This is a genomic window from Mycobacterium triplex (assembly GCF_000689255.1).
Taxonomy (GTDB): Bacteria; Actinomycetota; Actinomycetes; order Mycobacteriales; family Mycobacteriaceae; genus Mycobacterium; species Mycobacterium triplex.
This window is the reverse complement of the sequence record NZ_HG964446.1, coordinates 2,576,029-2,593,618: the sequence shown is the minus strand read 5'-3', so window position 1 is coordinate 2,593,618 and position 17,590 is coordinate 2,576,029. Positions and strand designations below refer to the sequence as shown.

Below are 17,590 nucleotides of genomic sequence, written 5' to 3'. Positions count from 1 at the left end.
GGGCGGATGTCACGCATAGGGAATCGGATCGGGTTTTAGTCTCGGCATCGTGTGCGGAGCTATGCAGGCCGGATACTCCAGGTTCGTCGCCCTCGGCGACAGCCAAACCGAAGGCCTTTGGGACGGTGACGAAACCACCGGCCTCTTGGGGTTTGCCGATCGACTCGCCGTCATGCTCGACACGCTCTACCCCGGGTTGCAGTACGCCAATCTCGCGGTGCGCGGCAAAAAGCTCGGTGACGTGCTCACCGAGCAAATTCCACCCGCACTGGCGATGAAGCCGGATTTGATCACCATTTGCGCCGGGATGAACGACGTCATCCAGCCGGGACGACAATTCCCGCGGGCGCTGGCCGAACTCGATTACGTCTATGCGGCGCTGGCCAGATCGGGCGCGACGGTGGTGACGACGACCTTCCCGAATGTCGCGCAGTTCCTGCCGTTCGGCCGCATCGTGTCCAAACGGCTGGCCCGGATGAACAACGCGATCACCGTCGCCGCCGGTCGTTACGGATTCAAACTCGTCGACCTCTACAACGCGGCCTCGATGCGCGATTGGGACACCTGGAGTTTCGACCGCGTGCACGCGTCCCCCAAAGGCCATATCCTGTTTGCCGCCGCGGCGGCCGAGGCCCTCAATTTGCCTGACAGCAGCCATGATTGGGCCGCAGCGCATCCCAATCCCACGCAGCTGTCGATCGCCGACGGCGCGTACGGAAGACTGCGCTGGACGCAGGAGAACTTCTTTCCCTGGCTGTGGCGGCGGATGCGCGGCCTGTCCGCGGCCGACGGGCGCTTCCCAAAGCGCCCCGAGCTGGGGCCGGTCCGCGAATGGCACGGCGGCGCCCCCGCCGACGGCATTGCCGCACCGGGTGGACATCAGTCAGGCATCCTGGACCCATGAATGTCGAGGCTTTGCTGCAGTCCATCCCGCCGCTCGCGGTCTACCTGGTGGTCGGCGGTGTGGTCGGGGTGGAAAGCCTGGGCATCCCGCTGCCGGGCGAGATCGTTCTGGTCAGCGCGGCGCTGCTGTCGTCGCATCACGACATCGCCGTCAACCCGATCGGCGTCGGCGTCGCCGCGGTGATCGGCGCGGTGATCGGCGATTCGATCGGCTACTCGATCGGGCGGCGCTTCGGTATGGGGCTCTTCGACAGGCTGGGCCGGCGCTTCCCGAAGCATTTCGGCCGGGGCCACGTCATGCTGGCCGAGCGCTTGTTCGACCGCTGGGGCATCCGGGCGGTGTTCTTCGGGCGCTTCATCGCCCTGCTGCGGATCTTCGCCGGGCCGCTGGCCGGCGCGCTGAAAATGCATTACAAGCGGTTCCTGGCCGCCAACGTGTCGGGCGCAATCTGCTGGGCGGGCGGCACGACCGCGCTGGTCTACTTTGCCGGGATGGCCGCCGAACGATGGCTGGAGCGGTTCTCCTGGATCGCCCTCGTCATCGCGATCGTCATCGGCGTCATCGCGGCAGTCCTGCTGCGCGAGCGCACCTCGCGTGCGATCGCCGAGCTCGAGGCCGAGCACGCACGCACGACCGGAACAACCGCCGCGGGCGCCGCGTGATGGCGCGGACGAGCTAGCCCCTCGCCTCCCCCACCGCCAGCTCAGCCGGCGGCCGGTGCTGCTCGATCAACGGTATGGCCATCTTCTGTGCGCGCCGAGCAGCATCCAGGTCGCCGACGGCCGCGAGAATGATGGCCCCCTTCATCAGGATGTGCCACGACGAGGCGAAGTCCTCGACGTCGGTGAGCCCGGCCGCCAGGGCGCGACGGCGCACGATGTCTCGGACGTGGTCGATGTGCGCGATGCTGGCTTTCCCGGCGGGGTGCTCGGCGCCCAACTCGAGCAGCACGTTGATGAAAGAGCACCCTTCGAAGCCGTCGCGGAGCTGGAACCACTCGTGCATGACGTCGAAGATCGCCAGCAACTGCTCCTCGGGCGTCGCGCCACGCTGCTCCGACTGCGCCTCGATCAACCCGTGCGTCCAGATCTGTTCGCGGCGCTGCAGGACGGCCAGCACAAGGTCGTTCTTCGTCGCGAAATGGCGGTACAGAGTCGCCTTGGCCACGCCGGCGCGCTCGATCACCTCATCGGTGCCGACCGCACGGATCCCGCGCCGGCTGAACAGCTCATATGCCGCTTTCAATATCCGTTCCCGGGCAGACGGAGCGGCCGGCGCGATGTCGGAGTTTTCCATTCCGGCTCACGATACTCTTAACTCCCGCCTATAGACAGACCGCCCTGTCTCGTTATACAAAGGAGATCCGCACATCGCGGAAAGTCTGTCTTCAGAACCAGGACGGACATCCATCGCGACGCCCCCGGCGCCGGTTGACTAGGAGTCCCCAATGAAGACAATCGCCGATCACGCTCCCCCCAGGTTGGGCCCGCGCCTGACGCTCAGCACCCGCCTCGTCCACGAGCTGGGCGACCCGCACAGCACGCTGCGGGCGACCACGGATCGCCGCGGCGCGGCCGTGCTGATCTACGCCGGCGGCGAGATCGACGCCTGCAACGAGCAGACCTGGCGTCGCCTGGTCAGCGAGGCGGCCGGCGTCGCCGCATCGCCCGGCTCGTTGATCGTCGACGTCACCGGAGTGGACTTCATCGCCTGCTGCGCGGTCGAAGTGCTGGCCGGGGAAGCAGCGGCCCTGCGCCGACGCGGAGTCGAACTGCGCTTGGTCAGCCCGCAACGGATCGTTGCCCGCATCGTCGACGCGTGCGGCCTCGGCGGCGTGCTGCCTGTTTACCCGACCGTGGACTCGGCGCTGGCACGCTAGCGCCCTGGGGCTGATACGACCACGCCGCGGCCGCCACGCGCGCCCGACCGGCTAGACCGCCAACAGGCGATACAGCCCGATCAGCCCCACCACCACGATCGTGGAACGCAACGCGTTCGGCGACAACCGGCGCCCGTATCGCGCGCCGACCACACCGCCGACCAGCGAGCTCGCCGCGATGATTGCGGCCACCGGCCAACTGATGCGATCCGAAGCCACCGACGTATAACCAATGGCCGCAACAACATTCACGACGAGAGCCAACAGGTTTTTCGCCCCGTTCATGCGCTGTATCGACTCCGGCAACAGCGCGCCCATGACACCGACCAGCAGGATGCCTTGCGCCGCGGTGAAGTAGCCGCCGTAGACACCGATGGCAAACGTGCCGAACACCAGCAGCGCCATCCGCACCGGCGAGACGTGTTCGGCGGGACGTCCCTGGGCCTCGGCCCTGCTGCGCGCCCAGGATTGAATCCGCGGTCCGACCACCACCAACACCAGCGCGAGCACCAGCAGCACCGGCACCACCATGATGAACACCTGCTCGGGCAGGTGCAGCAGCAGGAACGATCCCAGCACGCCACCGGCCAGCGACGCCGGGATCTGCCAGCGGAGTCGGTCCCATTGGCCGCTCAGCTCGGCGCGATAACCCCAGGTGCCCGAGACGCTGCCGGCCACCAGACCGACGGCGTTCGACATGGTCGCGGTGACCGGCGGGTAGCCGAGCGCGACGAGCGTCGGGAAGGTGATCAAGGTGCCCGATCCGACGAGCGCATTGATTGCGCCGGCGGCGAACCCGGCCAGGCCGATCAAAATGACATGAGAAGCCAACACTTCCAACAACATTAGTCGGCCGCGGCATCCGGCCGGCATTCGTGCAGCTCTGCGCCTTTCCGTCAGGCCGGAGGCGCTTCGGAGCCGCGCGCGACACCGGTGCGCAGCTGGACCGAGGCCGAATACGCGAGGCTTCGGAAATGAAGCACGGGGTCGTCGGACGGTTCGATGCCGTCGGTCACCCGCATCGGGTCGAAAACGACGATGTCGCCGTCGTGTTCGCGCTCGGTGTCCAGGCCGGTGATCTCCAGGGTGCCGACGGTGACCGTCTCGACGCTTCGCCACGGCGCCGACGGGTCGGTCGTCGAGTCCTGCGGCCCGGCGATCTGCACGCGGTAGTCGAATCGGACCGGCCCTTGTGCCAGACGAGTATTCAGCTCGTCCGTGAGGAAATCGGGGCCCACATCACGCCCGTCCGATCCCGAGAGGTAGCTCACGCCGGCGGCGGGAATCAGGTGGTAGCGAACAAATCTGGCGTTGCCGTCGGCGCTGACCCACCGGAAAGCATGCAGGCCATGGTATTCGATGGTGGCGTAGCTGGTCGGAACCTTGTTGGCGTCGCGCACCACCGGCAACGTGCCGAGCAGTCGCGGATGCGTGACGAAGTACTTCGCCATGCGCAGCGGCGTCGTCAGCCCCGGCCGCATCGCCTTGAGCAGATCGACGAAGCCCTCCGGCTTGCTGGAGACGAACAGCCGGGCGGTCTGCGTCGACACGTCGGTGGTGGATCCGTCGGGCAGGGTGAACTTCACCGCCAAGCCGCGGACTCCGGGCGAGCCGTCGGGTTGTTTCGGGTTGCCCGATCCGTTGGAGAACCGCACCAGCGCCCGAACTTCGCTGCCGTCGAGATGCTTTGCCCGGGACAGGCCTGCCGCGTCGGGGGTGGCGGTGAAGGTGCCGCGGTACAGCGTGCCTTTCGCGTGCAGCGCCCGGGCGCCGGGTTGGGCTCCACCGGTACCTCGAATAGCGTCGATCGCATCGTCAGGGGTGACCATGCGCGAATCTTAAGGCGCTAGTCGGGAAAGCCGAAGAGTTTGACGACACCGTGATCGCGACCGGCGGTGTAGCCGCCGTCCACGGCGATCGCCTGGCCGGTGACGAACGACCCGTCGAGCGACAACAGGAACGCCGCCATGGCCGCGACCTCGTCCGGCCGGCCGAGCCGCTGCAGCGCATGCTCGGAGGTGATCGAGGCCAGCGGGCCTTCCATCCCCGGCAGCCCGAAAACGCTTTGGGCCATCGGCGTATCGATGAAGCCGGGACAGATGACGTTCGCCCGGATGCCGCTCGGGCCGTAGTCGAGCGCGATGTTCTTGGTGAGCAGCACAACTCCGCCCTTGGCCGCGTTGTAGGAGCTGCCGCCCGCGGTGCCTTCCAATCCCTCGATGCTGGCAACGGTCACGATGGACCCGCGTTCGCCGTCGACCCTGTCCTGCTCGATCATCTTGGCCAGGGCCGCCTTGGCGATCAGGAAGGTGCCGGTGAGGTTGATCCCGATCACCCGATCCCACTCCGCGCGGTCGAGCAGATGGACCGGGCCACCGCCCGCGACACCGGCGGCGTGGAAGACGCCGTCGAGACGGTCGGGCACCGCGGCCAGCACGGCGTGGACGGCCGCTTCGTCGGTGACGTCGGCCGCCACGAAATGGAAGTCGGGACCCAAGTCGGGCGGTGATTCCAGGTCGGCACCGATGACAGTGCCGCCTTCGGCTACCAGGCGTCGCGCGGTAGCCAGGCCGATGCCGGACGCCGCTCCCGTTACGACGAACGTGCGATGACGGGCGCGATCAACATTGACCATGAGTTGATTCCTTCGTACGGGGGTTTGCCCAGCAATGGTTACACATGTTGTCATCGCGATTCTGCTAGGCCGTGACTCCCAGTGCCGCACTAACATTTTCAAGCGTGGAGTTGCGTCATCTTCGTTATTTCGTAGCGGTCGCCGAAGAGCTGAATTTCGGTCGCGCCGCCAAGCGTTTATGCATTGCCGGACCGTCGCTTTCGCAGCAGATCAAGGTTCTCGAGCGGGATCTGCGGGTGCGGTTGTTCGATCGCGACCGGCGCTCGGTCACCCTGACAGCAACGGGTGCGGCGTTGCTTCCGTCGGCCCGCACGCTGCTGGATCAGGCAGATCAGTTGCGCCGGTCGGCAATCGGGCTGTCGCTGGCCGAACCCGTGCGGATCGGCTACGCGCAGTGGCTTCCCCCGGACCTGACCGATCGGACCTCCGCGGTCGCCAAGGTGCACATCGACACGTGGGTGCTGCCGTCGCACGCGCAGGTCGCCCGGGTCGCCGAGGGCGGCGTCGATTTGGCGATCTGCGGGGTGCGGGCCTCCGACCTGGACCGCCATGGTCTGAACGCGCATCTCATTGGCGCCGAACAGCTCTACGCGGTCAGCGTCGGCTCGGACCCCTCGCCGGTCGATGCGTCCGACGCGGTGGTGTTGCTCGACGCCGACTCCGGCAGCTGGTTCTCCTGGAACCGGTACGGCGAGCAGTTCGCCAGGGAGACGGGCGCCCGCACGGTACGGATCAGTGACGGCGGACTGGCTGCGCCAATGTTTTTCGAGCATGTTCGCCGGCTGGGCCGGCCGGTGCTCGCCTCGCCCAAGGCCCAAACCGCAACACTGCCGGCAGATCTCGTGCAGCGCCCGATCACCCCGCCCGCACCCTTTTGGACGTGGTCGCTGGTGTGGCGCCGCATCGAGAACCGCGAAACCGTGCGTGGGGTGATCGACGCGTTGACCGCCGACGCGGAAGTGCCCGATCTGGACGAGGCCTGGTTGCCTTTCACCGACCCCTATCGGTCACGAATCACCTTGGCCACCGCGTGATTACGCTGTTCACACCGTGAAGCTGATGCGCTCCGGCACCCCGAGGATCGACTTTCCGTAGACCTCATAGCCGACGGTCGGCTGCAGGCCCGCGTGGCGCGCCGCGGTGTTGGCGTCTCGCCAATACTGTTGCAGTTGGCTGGATTCCGCGAAGCTGCCCCCTCCGTGCGCGTCGACCAGGATCGTCAGCGCCTCGACGACCTGTTGGGCGGCATAGCCAAGCCTGGCACGGAATTCCGCCCGGGCGCCCATCCAGCTGCTGCCGGTCGCCCCGGGCACGACCAGCCACGACGCGGACGCGTCTGCCTCCGCCAGCACCTCGCCCACCTCCAAGCACGGTACGAACGCCGGCCGCGTAACCGGCGAACCGCTTTGGTGTCTGCAGCCGGCCTTGGTCAGGGCGGCATTGACCGGGCGATGTGCTGGCGCAAAGTCGGCTGCAATGCGCGGGCTGCAGCGACGACCTCCTCCCGTGTCGGGAGATCGCTTGCCAGGACACGGTGACTCATCACTGCCGATCATTCGCGGGCTGGGGCGGCTTTAGCCACGACCGCGTCGCTACCAGGATGGAGGCTCCCACTCTCACCGAACCGTCGTGGACGGGGTGACTAGCCTTGGCTGCAGTGCACCCGGGAAATCCATGAGCATCGATGAGCGGAGAAAAGCAATGCCACCAGCCGACGTCAGCATCGGTACGACGGAGACGCTCGTCGGAATGGTCGAGCAGCACGCGGCGCGGCGGCCCGACGACGTCGCGATCCACTTCGGCGAGCGGCAGTGGTCGTGGGCGCAGTGGGCGTCGCGGATTCGCCGGACGGCCGCAGTGCTGCGGGACACCGGCTTGCGGCGCGGGGAGGTGGTGGCATTCCTGGACAAGAACCACCCCGCCTGTTTGGAAACACTGCTGGCAGCCACCTCGATCGGCGCGGTGACCACGATCGTCAACTGGCGGGTGATCGGCGACGAACTCGTCCACGTGCTCGATGACAGCGGCACGCGGGTTCTCGTCGTCGGCGCCGAGCTGGCGCCCGCGGTCGAAGCGATCCGCGCGAAGGTCCCGGGCGTGCAGCGCATCGTCGTGGTGGGCGGCGCCGACGACGAATACGAAACCCTGGTCGCCGCGGCGTCTCCCACCGAGGTCGATCCCGACGTCGCCGACACCGATGCGGCCATCACGATCTACAGCTCGGGCACCACCGGCCGCCCGAAGGGTGTTCAGCTGACCCAGCGGGCGCTGGTCAATCACATCGTGAATCTGTCTCCGCCGTTTCCGTTTTCGCAGGGAGACGCCAACTTGGTGGCCATGCCGTTGTTCCATGTCGGCGGTATCGCGTATGCGTTCTTCGGTATCCGGGCGGGTGTCCCGACGTTCCTGACGCGCGAGCCCGAGGCCGCGACACTCATCGGTGCCGTGAAAGCCGGTGCGACACATGCCTTTTTCGTCCCGCCGGTGATCGCCCGGTTCCTGGACGCCGGCGAGGCGGCGACCGCCGCGCTGTCGGGCCTGCGCTACCTGGTCTACGGAGCCGCACCCATGCCGGTGCCGCTGCTGCAGCGCGCGCTGACGGCCTGGCCGGAGATGAACTTCGTGCAGGTGTACGGGCAGACGGAGCTGTGCGGCGCGATCTGCGCACTGGGTGCCGACGACCACCGCGATTCCAGCCGGCCCGAACTACTCATGTCGGCCGGAAAAGCAGCTCAGGGCAACGAGATTCGCATTGTCGACCCCGAGACAGGTGAGCAGCTTCCGCACGGCGAGTCCGGTGAGATCTGGGTTCGCAGCAATCAGCGCATGATCGGCTACCTGAATCGGCCGGAAGCCACCGCCGACACCATCACCGCCGACGACTGGCTGCGCACCGGCGACATCGGCCGCCTCGACGCCGACGGCTACCTTTACATCGAGGACCGGCTGAGGGACATGATCATCACCGGCGGTGAGAACGTGTACGGGCCCGAGGTGGAAAGCGTGCTCCTCGAACATCCCGGTATCGCGGATGCGGCGATCATCGGCGTGCCCGACGATCAGTGGGGCGAATCGGTCAAGGCGATCGTCGTTGCCGGCGCCGAGCTGGACCCCGCCGAGATCATCGAGTTCTGCCGCAAGCAGCTGGCCGGTTACAAGTGCCCGCGGACGGTCGACTTCGTCGACGAGCTGCCCCGCAACGCCAGCGGCAAGATCCTGAAAAACCAACTCCGCGAACCGTATTGGAAGGATCGCGCCCGCAAGGTATGACGCTGGCGCAACGATCCACGACGAAAGGGCGATATGAGCACGCCGTTCGAATCCGTCAACACCGGCGTCGCCGCTCATATCGGCAGGTACGCCGACGCGGTACGCATACCCGCCGGCTCGGAGATCATCTACACCTCCGGCACACCCGGGATGCGTCCCGACGGAACGCTGCCGGAGGACTTCGCCGAAGAGGCCGCCCAGGCGTGGCGCAACGTCGAGGAGGCGCTGAGCAGGGCCGGGGCACGATTGTCCGACATCGTCAGCGTGCGGCAGTGGCTGACCGACGCGGCCGACATTCCGGCCTATGCGGCGGTGCGCTCGTCGGTGATCAGACATGAACCCGTGTTCATGCTCGCGGTGGTCCCGGCGCTGGTCTGGCCGGATATCCGGGTCGAAGTCGAAGTCACCGCGATCCGCCGGCCGGCGATGCTATAGCCTGCTCTCAACCCGATATCGATTCTCCGCTAATGCATCAGGGGCGACATGGGCGAGGCAGTAGAGGCGAAGCGACGGGACGGCGCGATCGCCGTGCTGGGTGGGCCGACGACGGTCATCGATATCGCCGGCCGCAGGATCGTCATGGACCCGACGTTCGACCCGCCCGGCCCGCATGACCACCTGACGAAACTCACCGGCCCGGCGGTCGGCGCCGAGGACCTGGGGAAAATCGACGTGGTACTGATCAGCCACGACGAGCATCTCGACAACCTGGACAACGCGGGTCGACAGGTGGCGTTGGCCGCACCGCTGATCGTCACCCACCCCGGCGCCGCGGGCCGCTTCGGGGCGCCGGCGGTGGGGCTTAAGCCGTGGCAGTCCTACTACCTGCCGGGCGGGCCGGGACGCATTGCGGCGCAAGCGGTTCCGGCCGTGCACGGTCCGGCCGACGGGATGCGTGACATGGAGGGCAACGTCACCTGCGAGGTGACGGGTTTCGTGCTGTACGGACCCGGCCTGCCCACCATCTATCTCAGCGGGGACAACGCCTCGATGAGTGCGGTCGCCGAGGTGGCCGACCGTATCGGCGACATCGACGTCGCGGTGCTCTTCGCGGGGGCCGCGAGCCTGCCGACCCAACAGCACGGGCGCCCGCTGACGCTGACCTCGGCCCGCGCGGCCGCGGCCGCTGAAGTCCTGGGGGCCGAAATGGTGATCCCGGCCCACGTCGAGGGTTGGGCCCACTTCAGCGAGGGCCCCGCCGAACTCGCCGAGGCATTCGACCAGGCGGGCATCAAACGCGTGCTGCGCACGGCGCCTAACGGCGAGTGGATCGACCTGAAGAACTAGCGCATCCGCCTCACAGCCGTCCCTGGGTCCGCAACTCCGGGTGCACCCAGTCCGGCGAGCGTCGCTCCTTGAAGGCCCGCACCCCCTCACGCGCCTCGGCGTCCAACAGGCTGCCGGTCATGCCGATACGGTCGTACAGACCCAGATAGCTGTCGATGCTGGATTTGATGACGTTGCGGGCGCGTGGCGCGGTCCGGCAGCTTTGCGCGAGCAGGTCGCGGGCGGTGGCCAGCAGATCGTCGTGCGGCACCACCCTGGTCACCAGGCCCCAGTCCAGCGCTTCGGCCGCGGTGAGCACCCGGCCGGTGAACATCAGGTCGCGGGTGCGTACCGGTCCGACCAGGCGCAGCAGCATCTGGCTGTAATAGGTGTCGGCGTAGCCGCGGAACAGCTCGGGAACGCGGAAGGTCGCGCGCTCGCTGACCACCGACACGTCGCTGCACAGCGCGATCTGCATGCCGCCGCCCTGGCATAGCCCGTTGACCGCGGCGACGATCGGCTTGGCCGAGGTCCGCACGGCGTCGAACGGCGTGACATCCATCCCGAGTGCGGCCCCGAAGGTGATCCAGTCGTCGGCGCCTCCCCCGCCGGTCATATCACCGCCCGGCGCGAAGACGTCCCCGGTGCCGGTGATCAACAGCCCGGCCAGCCCGGGGTCTCCGTTGACAAGGCCTACGGCGTAACGGATTCCGAAGTACATCGCGGGCGTCAGGGCGTTGCGCGCCTCGGGACGGTCGATCGTGCACACCGCGATCGGCCCCTGGCGCTCGAACCGCAGATACGGGGTGCCCAGCCAATCCCCGTCCGGGGGCAGCGGTGTCGTCGGGGTCTGCGCCACGGGGCTCCTCTCGAGTCGGCGCCGTCGAGACACAGGGCGCCGCGGGCTCGCTACTGAAACTCTTACAGTATGCGCGAGAGGCGCTAGACGAACGGCAGGGTGGCGACCTCGCTGGTCTCCGACATGCTCATGACCAGGTTGCGATGCTTGTCCTGCAGGGCCGTCGAGTCGTCCCCCACGGCGCGGTCACATTGGGCGCAGCGGGTGGTGAACCGCGGCTGATCCTGTTCGTCGGGCCAGAAGCGGCGCGGCCCGACCTGGACCCCCGGGTCGTAGACGACCTGCTGGTGGGGGGCTTCCTTGAGAATTCGGCCGACGGGATGGCTTTGCGGGCACTCGAGTTTCAGGATGCCGATCCCTTCCTGGTTACTCATCGTCTGCTCCTCTAGGTGTCTGGGTCTGACGCTCGTGTTCTCTCATTGTTGTCGTCACGCGCCCGGCGTAAACGGGTAGGTGTCGCCGCGGGTGAAATGGCACGGCGGGCTAACCTCAGCCACATGCCCGCCGCTGCGAAGCACCCGAGCCCGACCAAGGTTCGCATCCTGCGCGCCGCCGCCGAGCTCATCGCCAAGCAGGGCTACGCCGCCACCTCCACCCGCGACATCGCGGCCGCCGTCGGCGTCGAGCAGCCGGCCCTTTACAAGCACTTCAAGGCCAAAAGCGACATCTTCGCGGCGCTGGTCCGGCTCGCGCTGGAGTGGCCGAGTGAGTTGGCCGACGAGCTCGCGACGCTGCCGGTGCCGGCCGTCGTCAAGCTGCACCGCATGTTGCGGGAATCCCTCGACCATCTGCATGCCTCGCCCGAGGTAGTCGTGTCGGTCATCGCGACACCGGACCTGTGGCAGGACGGCTTCGGTGCCGAGCAGGAGCTGGCTCTCAAGAACGAGCGGGCGCTCGCCGAGCTTGTCCAAGCGGCACAGGCCGAAGGCGACGTGCGAGCCATCGACCCGACATCGGCCTCCAGGCTCTTACAGGCGCTGTTCGACGCGCTGACACCCCAGCTCGCGGTGAACCCGGAAGAGATCCTGGAGTTCGCGATGCTCGGACTGTTGGCCGACCCCAGCCGGCTGGCCGAAATACGTTCGGCCGCAGACGCTTTGGATATCCAGACCATCCGTCCGAGCATCGGCGTCTAGCTCGCAAAGTTGCGCGCCGGCGCTGTCCGTTCGCACTGACTCGACCGTCGTCCACCGCGCTGCCCGCACGCCTTGACATCTGGTTATCGTCTGATAACCTCTAATCAAGTTATCAAGCGATAACCACACCGACCGCGGCAAGCAGCCAGGAGACGAATCGCGATGACAATGACGCTGAACGTGGAATCCCGGGAGCTGATGGCCCGGGCCGACGAGCTCGAGACCCCGATCCAGGGCGTGCCCGACGACAACGGCCAGGCGCCGTGCGCGCTCGAGCTGGCCACTCAGGCGGCCCAGCAACTCGCCTTCTCCGCCGACAACATGCGCATTTACCTGCAGGCCGGCGAACGCGAGCACGCACGACTCGCGCAGTCGCTGCGCAATGCGGCCAAGGCCTACGCGGAGACCGACGAGACCGCGGCCGACGCGCTGGACACCGGCGCCCCCGTGCCCGCGGCCGCGCCCGCGCACGCCGAACACGACGCGGCGCCGGCGATGCTGACCAGCACGGCTACACCGGTGGGCCTGGACCCCGTCCCCTATTACCCGGTCAAGGAGGCGGCGAAGGCCCTGATGCGGGGCGACCAGGGCAGGTCTCTGCTGCACTTCGCCGACGAGTGGGCGGCATACCTGCGGACCTTGTCGCAGGCCAGCTTTCGGTTCCGGCCGTTCACCGAGTGGGACGGCGAGGCGAGTGCCACCGTAGAGCAGCACTTCGACCTGGACCGGAACTGGTTGGACCAGATGGCGAAACTGTGCGGCCAATTGTCCACCCAGGCAAGAAACCTCGTCGCCGCGCACCGCTGGGCGGTCAGCGAGCACCCCACCGTCGCGCAGATGCAACAGATCGACGAGCGGTGGATCTTGAACCAGTCGATACCGGGCTGGGAACGATGGGGCAAACCGTCGCTGCTACGGCTCTACGCCGAGTACCAGGCGAAGTCGGAGGCGGTGTTGGCCGAATACGAGCGGCGGGCGGCGTTGGCGCCGGTGAATCCGCCGCGGCCGCCGGTCGCCTGCCACATCGATGTGCCGCCCGCGCCCGGTCCCGGGCCCGGCCTGGAGCCTCTGCCGATGCCGGACGGCGGGCTGCCTGCGCTCGGGGGCGCGATGCCCGGCATGCCGATGGGCGCAATGCCTGGGATGCCAACCGATCCGCAGTCGGCCGGGGCCTCGAAGAAGAACCTCAAGGTGGTGCCCGACCTGCCCAAGGGGCCGGGACTCAAGCCGGCATCGGGCGGGGCCGGCGGCGCCGGTCTGCCGTCGATCCCGAAACTGCCGTCGCGGGTCTCGGGAGATTCCGCGACGATGTCCCGGCCCGGCGCGGCGGCCTCGGGCACAGGTGTCCCGATCCCGGCCGCATACGCGGCGCTGAACAAGGGCGGCGGCATGGGCATGCCGATGGGCGCCGCGCCTGCCGGCCACGGTCAAGAGGCCGGCCAGCGCAAGCGCGTGCAGCAGGACGGCGAGGCGCTGTACACCGAGGACCGGGCGTGGACCGAGGGTGTTATCGGTCGGCGCCGGGCGTCATGAACTCAGCGCTCGGTGCACAGGGCAGGCAACACGATTGTGTCGATGACCTGGCGGATGAAATCCGCGTCGACGCTTTGCCCGTTGAGCACTCGCAGCAGGCACATCGCGTTGAGTACGTCGGCGACCAGCGACCAGTCGCGGTCGGCGGCGATTTCCCCGCGCGCCGCGGCGCGCGCCAGGATTATCGAGACGATGTGGGTGCCCTTGAGCAGCATTAGATCGCCGAGAGCCGCGGCGAGCTCGGGGTCACGGGTGCCTTCCAGGGCGACGCGGAGCACTAGGTCGTTGGTGATCAACTCGTTGTCATTGCGTGCGGCGCGTTCGATCAAGGCTTCCATGTCGCCGGCCAAGCTGCCGCTGTCGGGGACGTCGTCGTTGCGCAGATCGGGCCGCCAGTAGAGGAGAACGTCGGTGATCAACGCCGCCTTCGAGGACCAGCGCCGGTAGATCGCGGCCTTGCCGACGCCGGCGCGCGCGGCGATGTCGTCCATGTTGGTGGCGTCGTAGCCGTTCTCGGTCAGCGCGGCAAGAGCGGCGTTGAGGATCGCAGGATCGCGGGATCGGTCCAGCTTGCCAACTGTGCGTTGGCGAAGCTTCAATTCCATCTCATTCATATGCGCGATACCTGCCTAAATATCACCCTTTTGCGCGCCGGATGCGCTACACCGTTGTCAGCTGCCGGATGGGAGCGGTATCGCTCTCAGGCTGTTGGTCCTTCTTCCTCATCTTGAACGTGTCCAGCGGCCACCAGAACCAGCGGCCCAGCGCGGCCGCGATCGCCGGCGTCATGAAGGCCCGCACGATGAACGTGTCGACGAGTAGGCCCATCCCGATCGCGGTGCCGAACTGCCCGATCACCACCAGGTCGCTGACGATCATCGACGCCATGGTCGCAGCGAATATCAGGCCGGCCGCGGTCACCACCCGGCCGGAAGCGCCCATGCCCCGGATGATGCCGGTGTTGAGCCCGGCCGGAATTTCTTCCTTAAGCCGGGAAACGAGCAGCAAGTTGTAGTCGGACCCGACGGCCAGCAAGATGATGACCGTCAGCGGTAGCACGATCCATTGCAAGCCCACCCCGAGGATGTCCTGCCAGAGCAGCACGGACAGACCGCATGCGGTGCCCAGCGACGCCAGCACCGTACCGACGATCACCAGGGATGCCACCAAGCTGCGGGTGATCAGCAGCATGATCGAAAAGATCAGGATCAGCGTCGCGATGCCGGCGATCGTCAGGTCGATCTTCACGCCGTCCTGCATGTCGCTGTACATCGAGGCGGTGCCGGCCAGCGACACCTTCGCGGCCTCCAGGGGAGTGCCCTTGATCGCGTCGGCGACGGCCTGCTTGATGCCCTGGACGTGCCGGATGCCGTCCACCGAGGCGGGGTCGCCCTGGTGGGTGATGATGAACCGGACCGCCTTACCGTCGGGCGACACGAACATTTTCAGTCCGCGCTTGAAGTCGGGGTTTTTGAACACTTCCGGCGGCAGATAGAAGCTGTCGTCATTCTTGGCTTCGTCGAAGTAGTTGCCCATCATCGTCGAGCCTTCGGCGTTCTCTTGCATATGACGCTGAATGCCGGCCATGGAGCTGTGGGTGGACAGCATGTAGTCGCGCATTCGTTGCATCGACTCGATGGTCTTGGGAAAGTCGGCGAGCATTTGCGGCATCAACCGGTCCAGGGTGTCGAAATCGACTGTGAGACCGGCAAATTTGTCGGAAATCTCGTCGATGCCGTCCAGTGCATCGAAGATGGATCGGAACGACCAGCACATGGGAATGTCGAAGCAGTGTTTCTCCCAGTAGAAATAGCTGCGAATCGGCCTGAAGAAGTCGTCGAAATCCGCGATGCGGTCCCGCAGGTCGTTGGTGGTATCCACCAGGTCGTGCGTTCGCTGATCCAAACTGTGGGTGGTGGCGGTGATCTGCTGCATGACGCCGTACATGTGCTGCATGACCGCGATCGTTCGGCCCATCTCGTCGGCCTGCTCGAGCATCGACGCCATGCTGTCGTTCATGAATTTCGCCGTCTGCAGGGTGCTGGAGCTGTTCATGGCGATCACGAACGGGATCGAACTGTGCTCGATCGGCGCGCCCAGCGGTCGGGTGATGGTTTGCACCCGACCTATGCCGCGTTCATGGAAGACGCTCTTGGCAATTCGGTCGATGATCAGCATGTCGGCCGGATCGCGCAGATCATGGTCGGCTTCGACCATCAGCAATTCCGGATTCATGCGCGCCGGGGTGAAATGTCGCTCGGCCGCCGTCTGCGCGACGTTGGCCGCGATGTCCGGCGGGGTGAACTTCTTGTCGTTGTAGGTCGGGACGTAGGTCGTCAGACTGACGAAACCGATCACAGCGATAAAGAACGTGACGACGATGATCGGTACCGGCCACCTGGTCACCATGGTGCCGACTTTGCGCCAACCCCGTTCGGACACTTGACGTTTCGGATCGAAGAATCCGAACTTGGACGCGACCGCGAGCAATGCGGGAGCCAGCGTCAAGCCCGCCAGCATCGTCACCACCAAGGCGATGGCGCACGGGATGCCCATGGTCTGGAAGTAGGGAAGCTTGGTCGCGGTCAGGCACAGGCAGGCGCCTACGATTGTCAGACCCGACCCCAGGATGACGTGCACGACGCCGTTGTAGGCGCTGTAGTACGCCTGTTCTCGATCTTCGCCGCGGGATCGGGCTTCGTGATAGCGGCCCAGCAGGAAGATGAAATAGTCGGTTCCCGTGGCGATGGTCAGCATCGTGACCATGCTGACGGCGTACGGGGTAAGCCCGATGATGTCCAGATTTCCCGCGGTCGCCACGATGCCTTCAGCGGCGTAGAGCTCGAAGCGGACCAGTATCAACGCAAGGATCGCGTTCTTCAGCGAGCGGTAGATGATCAGCAGCATCACGAAGATGACGCCGATCGTGACCAGCGTCATCAGGTCCATACTGTTGTGCGCGGCGATCAGTGTGTCGGTATTGAGCGCGGTGTTGCCGGCCACGTAGGCCTTGACGCCCGGGGGTGGCGGGACGTCGGCGACGATCTTGCGGACCGCGGCGACCGATGCGTGGGCGGGCGTGGTGCCCTGGGCACCGTCGAGGAAGACCTGCACGTAGGCGGCCTTGCCGTCCGGGCTCTGGGAGCCGGCGGCGGTCAGCGGGTCGCTCCAGAAATCCTGGAGGAACTGGACATGCTTGCTGGCCTTGAGCTTCTCGACGATCTTGTTGTAGAAGACGTGCGCACTGTCGCCCAGCTTGTCGTCGCCTTCCAGCACGACCATCGCCGAGGAGTCGGTGTCGAACTCCTGGAACTTGTGGCCGATGTTCATCATGTCTTTGAAGGCGGTCGCGTCCCGCGGCGTCATCGGCACCGAGTGCTTGCCCGCCACCTCGCCGAGCGCCGGGGTGAACAGCGTGGTGCCGAGCGCGACGAGAAGCCAGAACAGGATGATCGGCACCGCCAGGACGCGGATCAAGCGGGCGATGCGGGAGCGAGAGCCGGGCTCGTTACTCATACAGATTTCACCAAGCAGTAGATGAAGGGTTGGTATTCGTCGAGGCTGCGGTCGTCGCGGACTTGGCCGTCGACGATGACCCGGCACCGAATGTGGCGGATACCGGTGTCACCCTGGGCGACGATGTTGGCCGACATCGACGGCAGGGTGGTCACGATGGTGTACGACCATGGCAGCGGGGCGTTTTCGACAAGGTGGGGTTGCCCATTTTCATCCAGGTAGTTGACACTGACACTGCCGCCCGCTGGGGCCGTCACCTCGTAGGTGATGTGTTTCGGGTTGAAGGGTTTCGTATCTTGGGCGTTCGCGTCGGCGCTTGCCGCGTGGGCGTTGGCACCGAAACTGGCACGGACCCGCAGCACCACATATCCCCCAAGCGCGACGACGACGACAAGGAGTAGCGGTATCCACGCCTTCTTGAACAGTTGATACACCCGTATCCCCTCCTCTGACGGCCACCGACAGGCGCCGCGCGACACCGAACATGGGTTGTCGGCACACGCGTCGAGGTCGACATGCCGGACCGCACCCGCTGACGGAACTTGAGTTCCATAGTTGGGTAGTTCAGAACTGTACAGCATTGCGGAGCGCT

At 66.4% G+C, this 17,590-nt stretch carries 19 protein-coding genes; 9 read left to right on the top strand and 10 right to left on the bottom strand.

Going from position 1 to position 17,590, the window contains the following annotated elements; genetic code table 11:
- The first annotated feature begins 49 nt into the window (after window positions 1-49).
- Window positions 50-904 (top strand): SGNH/GDSL hydrolase family protein, encoded by an 855-nt coding sequence (locus BN973_RS12170; RefSeq protein ID WP_198048920.1) that lies wholly within the window; start codon window positions 50-52, stop codon window positions 902-904.
- The gene (locus BN973_RS12165; protein WP_036468385.1) at window positions 901-1,566 is read left to right on the top strand and encodes a DedA family protein; all 666 of its coding nucleotides are present in this window, start codon (window positions 901-903) and stop codon (window positions 1,564-1,566) included. The genes BN973_RS12170 and BN973_RS12165 overlap by 4 nt, the downstream gene beginning before the upstream one ends.
- A 13-nt stretch (window positions 1,567-1,579) precedes the next feature.
- On the opposite strand, the gene BN973_RS12160 is transcribed toward BN973_RS12165, so the two are convergent.
- A complete protein-coding gene (locus BN973_RS12160) occupies window positions 1,580-2,200 on the bottom strand; it encodes a TetR/AcrR family transcriptional regulator (protein WP_036468384.1) in 621 nt (206 codons plus the stop codon).
- A 151-nt stretch (window positions 2,201-2,351) separates the two neighbouring features.
- Here BN973_RS12160 and BN973_RS12155 point away from each other — a divergent pair, with 151 nt between their 5' ends.
- Entirely contained in the window at window positions 2,352-2,783 is a 432-nt protein-coding gene (locus BN973_RS12155; protein WP_051641232.1) for an anti-sigma factor antagonist, read from the top strand.
- Between the two features lie 51 nt (window positions 2,784-2,834).
- On the opposite strand, the gene BN973_RS12150 is transcribed toward BN973_RS12155, so the two are convergent.
- The 3 genes from BN973_RS12150 to BN973_RS12140 are packed head-to-tail and all read right to left on the bottom strand — an operon-like array spanning window position 2,835 to window position 5,418.
- A complete protein-coding gene (locus tag BN973_RS12150; RefSeq protein WP_036468383.1) occupies window positions 2,835-3,629 on the bottom strand; it encodes a sulfite exporter TauE/SafE family protein in 795 nt (264 codons plus the stop codon).
- Between the two features lie 50 nt (window positions 3,630-3,679).
- On the bottom strand, window positions 3,680-4,612 hold the full coding sequence (locus BN973_RS12145; protein ID WP_036468382.1) for a catalase family peroxidase: 933 nt from the start codon (window positions 4,610-4,612) through the stop codon (window positions 3,680-3,682).
- A gap of 17 nt (window positions 4,613-4,629) precedes the next feature.
- Window positions 4,630-5,418: an SDR family NAD(P)-dependent oxidoreductase gene (locus BN973_RS12140; RefSeq protein WP_036468381.1), complete on the bottom strand. Its 789-nt coding sequence runs from the start codon at window positions 5,416-5,418 to the stop codon at window positions 4,630-4,632.
- 104 nt (window positions 5,419-5,522) lie between these two features.
- On the opposite strand from BN973_RS12140, the gene BN973_RS12135 reads away from it, so the two are divergent.
- Complete coding sequence (locus BN973_RS12135) at window positions 5,523-6,452, top strand: LysR family transcriptional regulator (protein ID WP_036468380.1); 930 nt, start codon at window positions 5,523-5,525, stop codon at window positions 6,450-6,452.
- 9 nt (window positions 6,453-6,461) lie between these two features.
- Here BN973_RS12135 and BN973_RS31370 read toward each other — a convergent pair whose 3' ends face one another.
- Entirely contained in the window at window positions 6,462-6,779 is a 318-nt protein-coding gene (locus BN973_RS31370; protein ID WP_036468379.1) for an acyl-CoA dehydrogenase family protein, read from the bottom strand.
- 340 nt (window positions 6,780-7,119) lie between these two features.
- On the opposite strand from BN973_RS31370, the gene BN973_RS12125 reads away from it, so the two are divergent.
- The 3 genes from BN973_RS12125 to BN973_RS12115 are packed head-to-tail and all read left to right on the top strand — an operon-like array spanning window position 7,120 to window position 9,975.
- On the top strand, window positions 7,120-8,688 hold the full coding sequence (locus BN973_RS12125) for a long-chain-fatty-acid--CoA ligase (RefSeq protein WP_036468378.1): 1,569 nt from the start codon (window positions 7,120-7,122) through the stop codon (window positions 8,686-8,688).
- Between the two features lie 33 nt (window positions 8,689-8,721).
- On the top strand, window positions 8,722-9,123 hold the full coding sequence (locus tag BN973_RS12120) for a RidA family protein (protein WP_036468377.1): 402 nt from the start codon (window positions 8,722-8,724) through the stop codon (window positions 9,121-9,123).
- A gap of 48 nt (window positions 9,124-9,171) precedes the next feature.
- Complete coding sequence (locus BN973_RS12115) at window positions 9,172-9,975, top strand: MBL fold metallo-hydrolase (RefSeq protein ID WP_036468375.1); 804 nt, start codon at window positions 9,172-9,174, stop codon at window positions 9,973-9,975.
- Window positions 9,976-9,985: 10 nt separating this feature from the next.
- On the opposite strand, the gene BN973_RS12110 is transcribed toward BN973_RS12115, so the two are convergent.
- Window positions 9,986-10,813 carry an enoyl-CoA hydratase/isomerase family protein gene (locus BN973_RS12110; RefSeq protein ID WP_036468373.1) on the bottom strand — a complete coding sequence of 276 codons (828 nt, stop codon included), beginning with the start codon at window positions 10,811-10,813 and terminating at the stop codon, window positions 9,986-9,988.
- A gap of 83 nt (window positions 10,814-10,896) precedes the next feature.
- Window positions 10,897-11,187 (bottom strand): hypothetical protein, encoded by a 291-nt coding sequence (locus BN973_RS12105; RefSeq protein WP_036468371.1) that lies wholly within the window; start codon window positions 11,185-11,187, stop codon window positions 10,897-10,899.
- 123 nt (window positions 11,188-11,310) lie between these two features.
- Between BN973_RS12105 and BN973_RS12100 the strand changes: the two genes are divergently transcribed.
- Together BN973_RS12100 and espB are read left to right on the top strand one after the other, a co-directional pair.
- Window positions 11,311-11,949 carry a TetR/AcrR family transcriptional regulator gene (locus BN973_RS12100; RefSeq protein WP_036468369.1) on the top strand — a complete coding sequence of 213 codons (639 nt, stop codon included), beginning with the start codon at window positions 11,311-11,313 and terminating at the stop codon, window positions 11,947-11,949.
- 162 nt (window positions 11,950-12,111) lie between these two features.
- Window positions 12,112-13,482 (top strand): EspB family ESX-1 secretion system-associated protein, encoded by a 1,371-nt coding sequence (gene espB / locus BN973_RS12095; protein ID WP_051641231.1) that lies wholly within the window; start codon window positions 12,112-12,114, stop codon window positions 13,480-13,482.
- Between the two features lie 2 nt (window positions 13,483-13,484).
- On the opposite strand, the gene BN973_RS12090 is transcribed toward espB, so the two are convergent.
- From BN973_RS12090 to BN973_RS12080, 3 genes are read right to left on the bottom strand one after another with little or no spacing between them, the layout of a single operon-like run.
- Window positions 13,485-14,096, bottom strand: a complete 612-nt coding sequence (locus BN973_RS12090) for a TetR/AcrR family transcriptional regulator (RefSeq protein WP_036468365.1) — start codon at window positions 14,094-14,096, stop codon at window positions 13,485-13,487.
- A gap of 46 nt (window positions 14,097-14,142) precedes the next feature.
- Window positions 14,143-16,998, bottom strand: coding sequence for an MMPL/RND family transporter (locus BN973_RS12085; RefSeq protein WP_051641230.1), 2,856 nt, complete (start codon window positions 16,996-16,998; stop codon window positions 14,143-14,145).
- Window positions 16,995-17,432, bottom strand: a complete 438-nt coding sequence (locus BN973_RS12080; protein WP_036468363.1) for an MmpS family transport accessory protein — start codon at window positions 17,430-17,432, stop codon at window positions 16,995-16,997. The genes BN973_RS12085 and BN973_RS12080 overlap by 4 nt, the downstream gene beginning before the upstream one ends.
- Window positions 17,433-17,590: the final 158 nt, after the last annotated feature.

Excerpts from the sequence above, each read along its gene's own strand:
- BN973_RS12165 (WP_036468385.1), top strand. The coding sequence starts at position 901 with ATGAATGTCGAGGCTTTGCTGCAGTCCATCCCGCCGCTCGCGGTCTAC.
- BN973_RS12160 (WP_036468384.1), bottom strand. The coding sequence starts at position 2,200 with ATGGAAAACTCCGACATCGCGCCGGCCGCTCCGTCTGCCCGGGAACGG.
- BN973_RS12155 (WP_051641232.1), top strand. The coding sequence starts at position 2,352 with ATGAAGACAATCGCCGATCACGCTCCCCCCAGGTTGGGCCCGCGCCTG.
- BN973_RS12150 (WP_036468383.1), bottom strand. The coding sequence starts at position 3,629 with ATGTTGTTGGAAGTGTTGGCTTCTCATGTCATTTTGATCGGCCTGGCC.
- BN973_RS12145 (WP_036468382.1), bottom strand. The coding sequence starts at position 4,612 with ATGGTCACCCCTGACGATGCGATCGACGCTATTCGAGGTACCGGTGGA.
- BN973_RS12140 (WP_036468381.1), bottom strand. The coding sequence starts at position 5,418 with ATGGTCAATGTTGATCGCGCCCGTCATCGCACGTTCGTCGTAACGGGA.
- BN973_RS12125 (WP_036468378.1), top strand. The coding sequence starts at position 7,120 with ATGCCACCAGCCGACGTCAGCATCGGTACGACGGAGACGCTCGTCGGA.
- BN973_RS12120 (WP_036468377.1), top strand. The coding sequence starts at position 8,722 with ATGAGCACGCCGTTCGAATCCGTCAACACCGGCGTCGCCGCTCATATC.
- BN973_RS12115 (WP_036468375.1), top strand. The coding sequence starts at position 9,172 with ATGGGCGAGGCAGTAGAGGCGAAGCGACGGGACGGCGCGATCGCCGTG.
- BN973_RS12105 (WP_036468371.1), bottom strand. The coding sequence starts at position 11,187 with ATGAGTAACCAGGAAGGGATCGGCATCCTGAAACTCGAGTGCCCGCAA.
- BN973_RS12100 (WP_036468369.1), top strand. The coding sequence starts at position 11,311 with ATGCCCGCCGCTGCGAAGCACCCGAGCCCGACCAAGGTTCGCATCCTG.
- espB (WP_051641231.1), top strand. The coding sequence starts at position 12,112 with ATGACAATGACGCTGAACGTGGAATCCCGGGAGCTGATGGCCCGGGCC.
- BN973_RS12090 (WP_036468365.1), bottom strand. The coding sequence starts at position 14,096 with ATGAATGAGATGGAATTGAAGCTTCGCCAACGCACAGTTGGCAAGCTG.
- BN973_RS12085 (WP_051641230.1), bottom strand. The coding sequence starts at position 16,998 with ATGAGTAACGAGCCCGGCTCTCGCTCCCGCATCGCCCGCTTGATCCGC.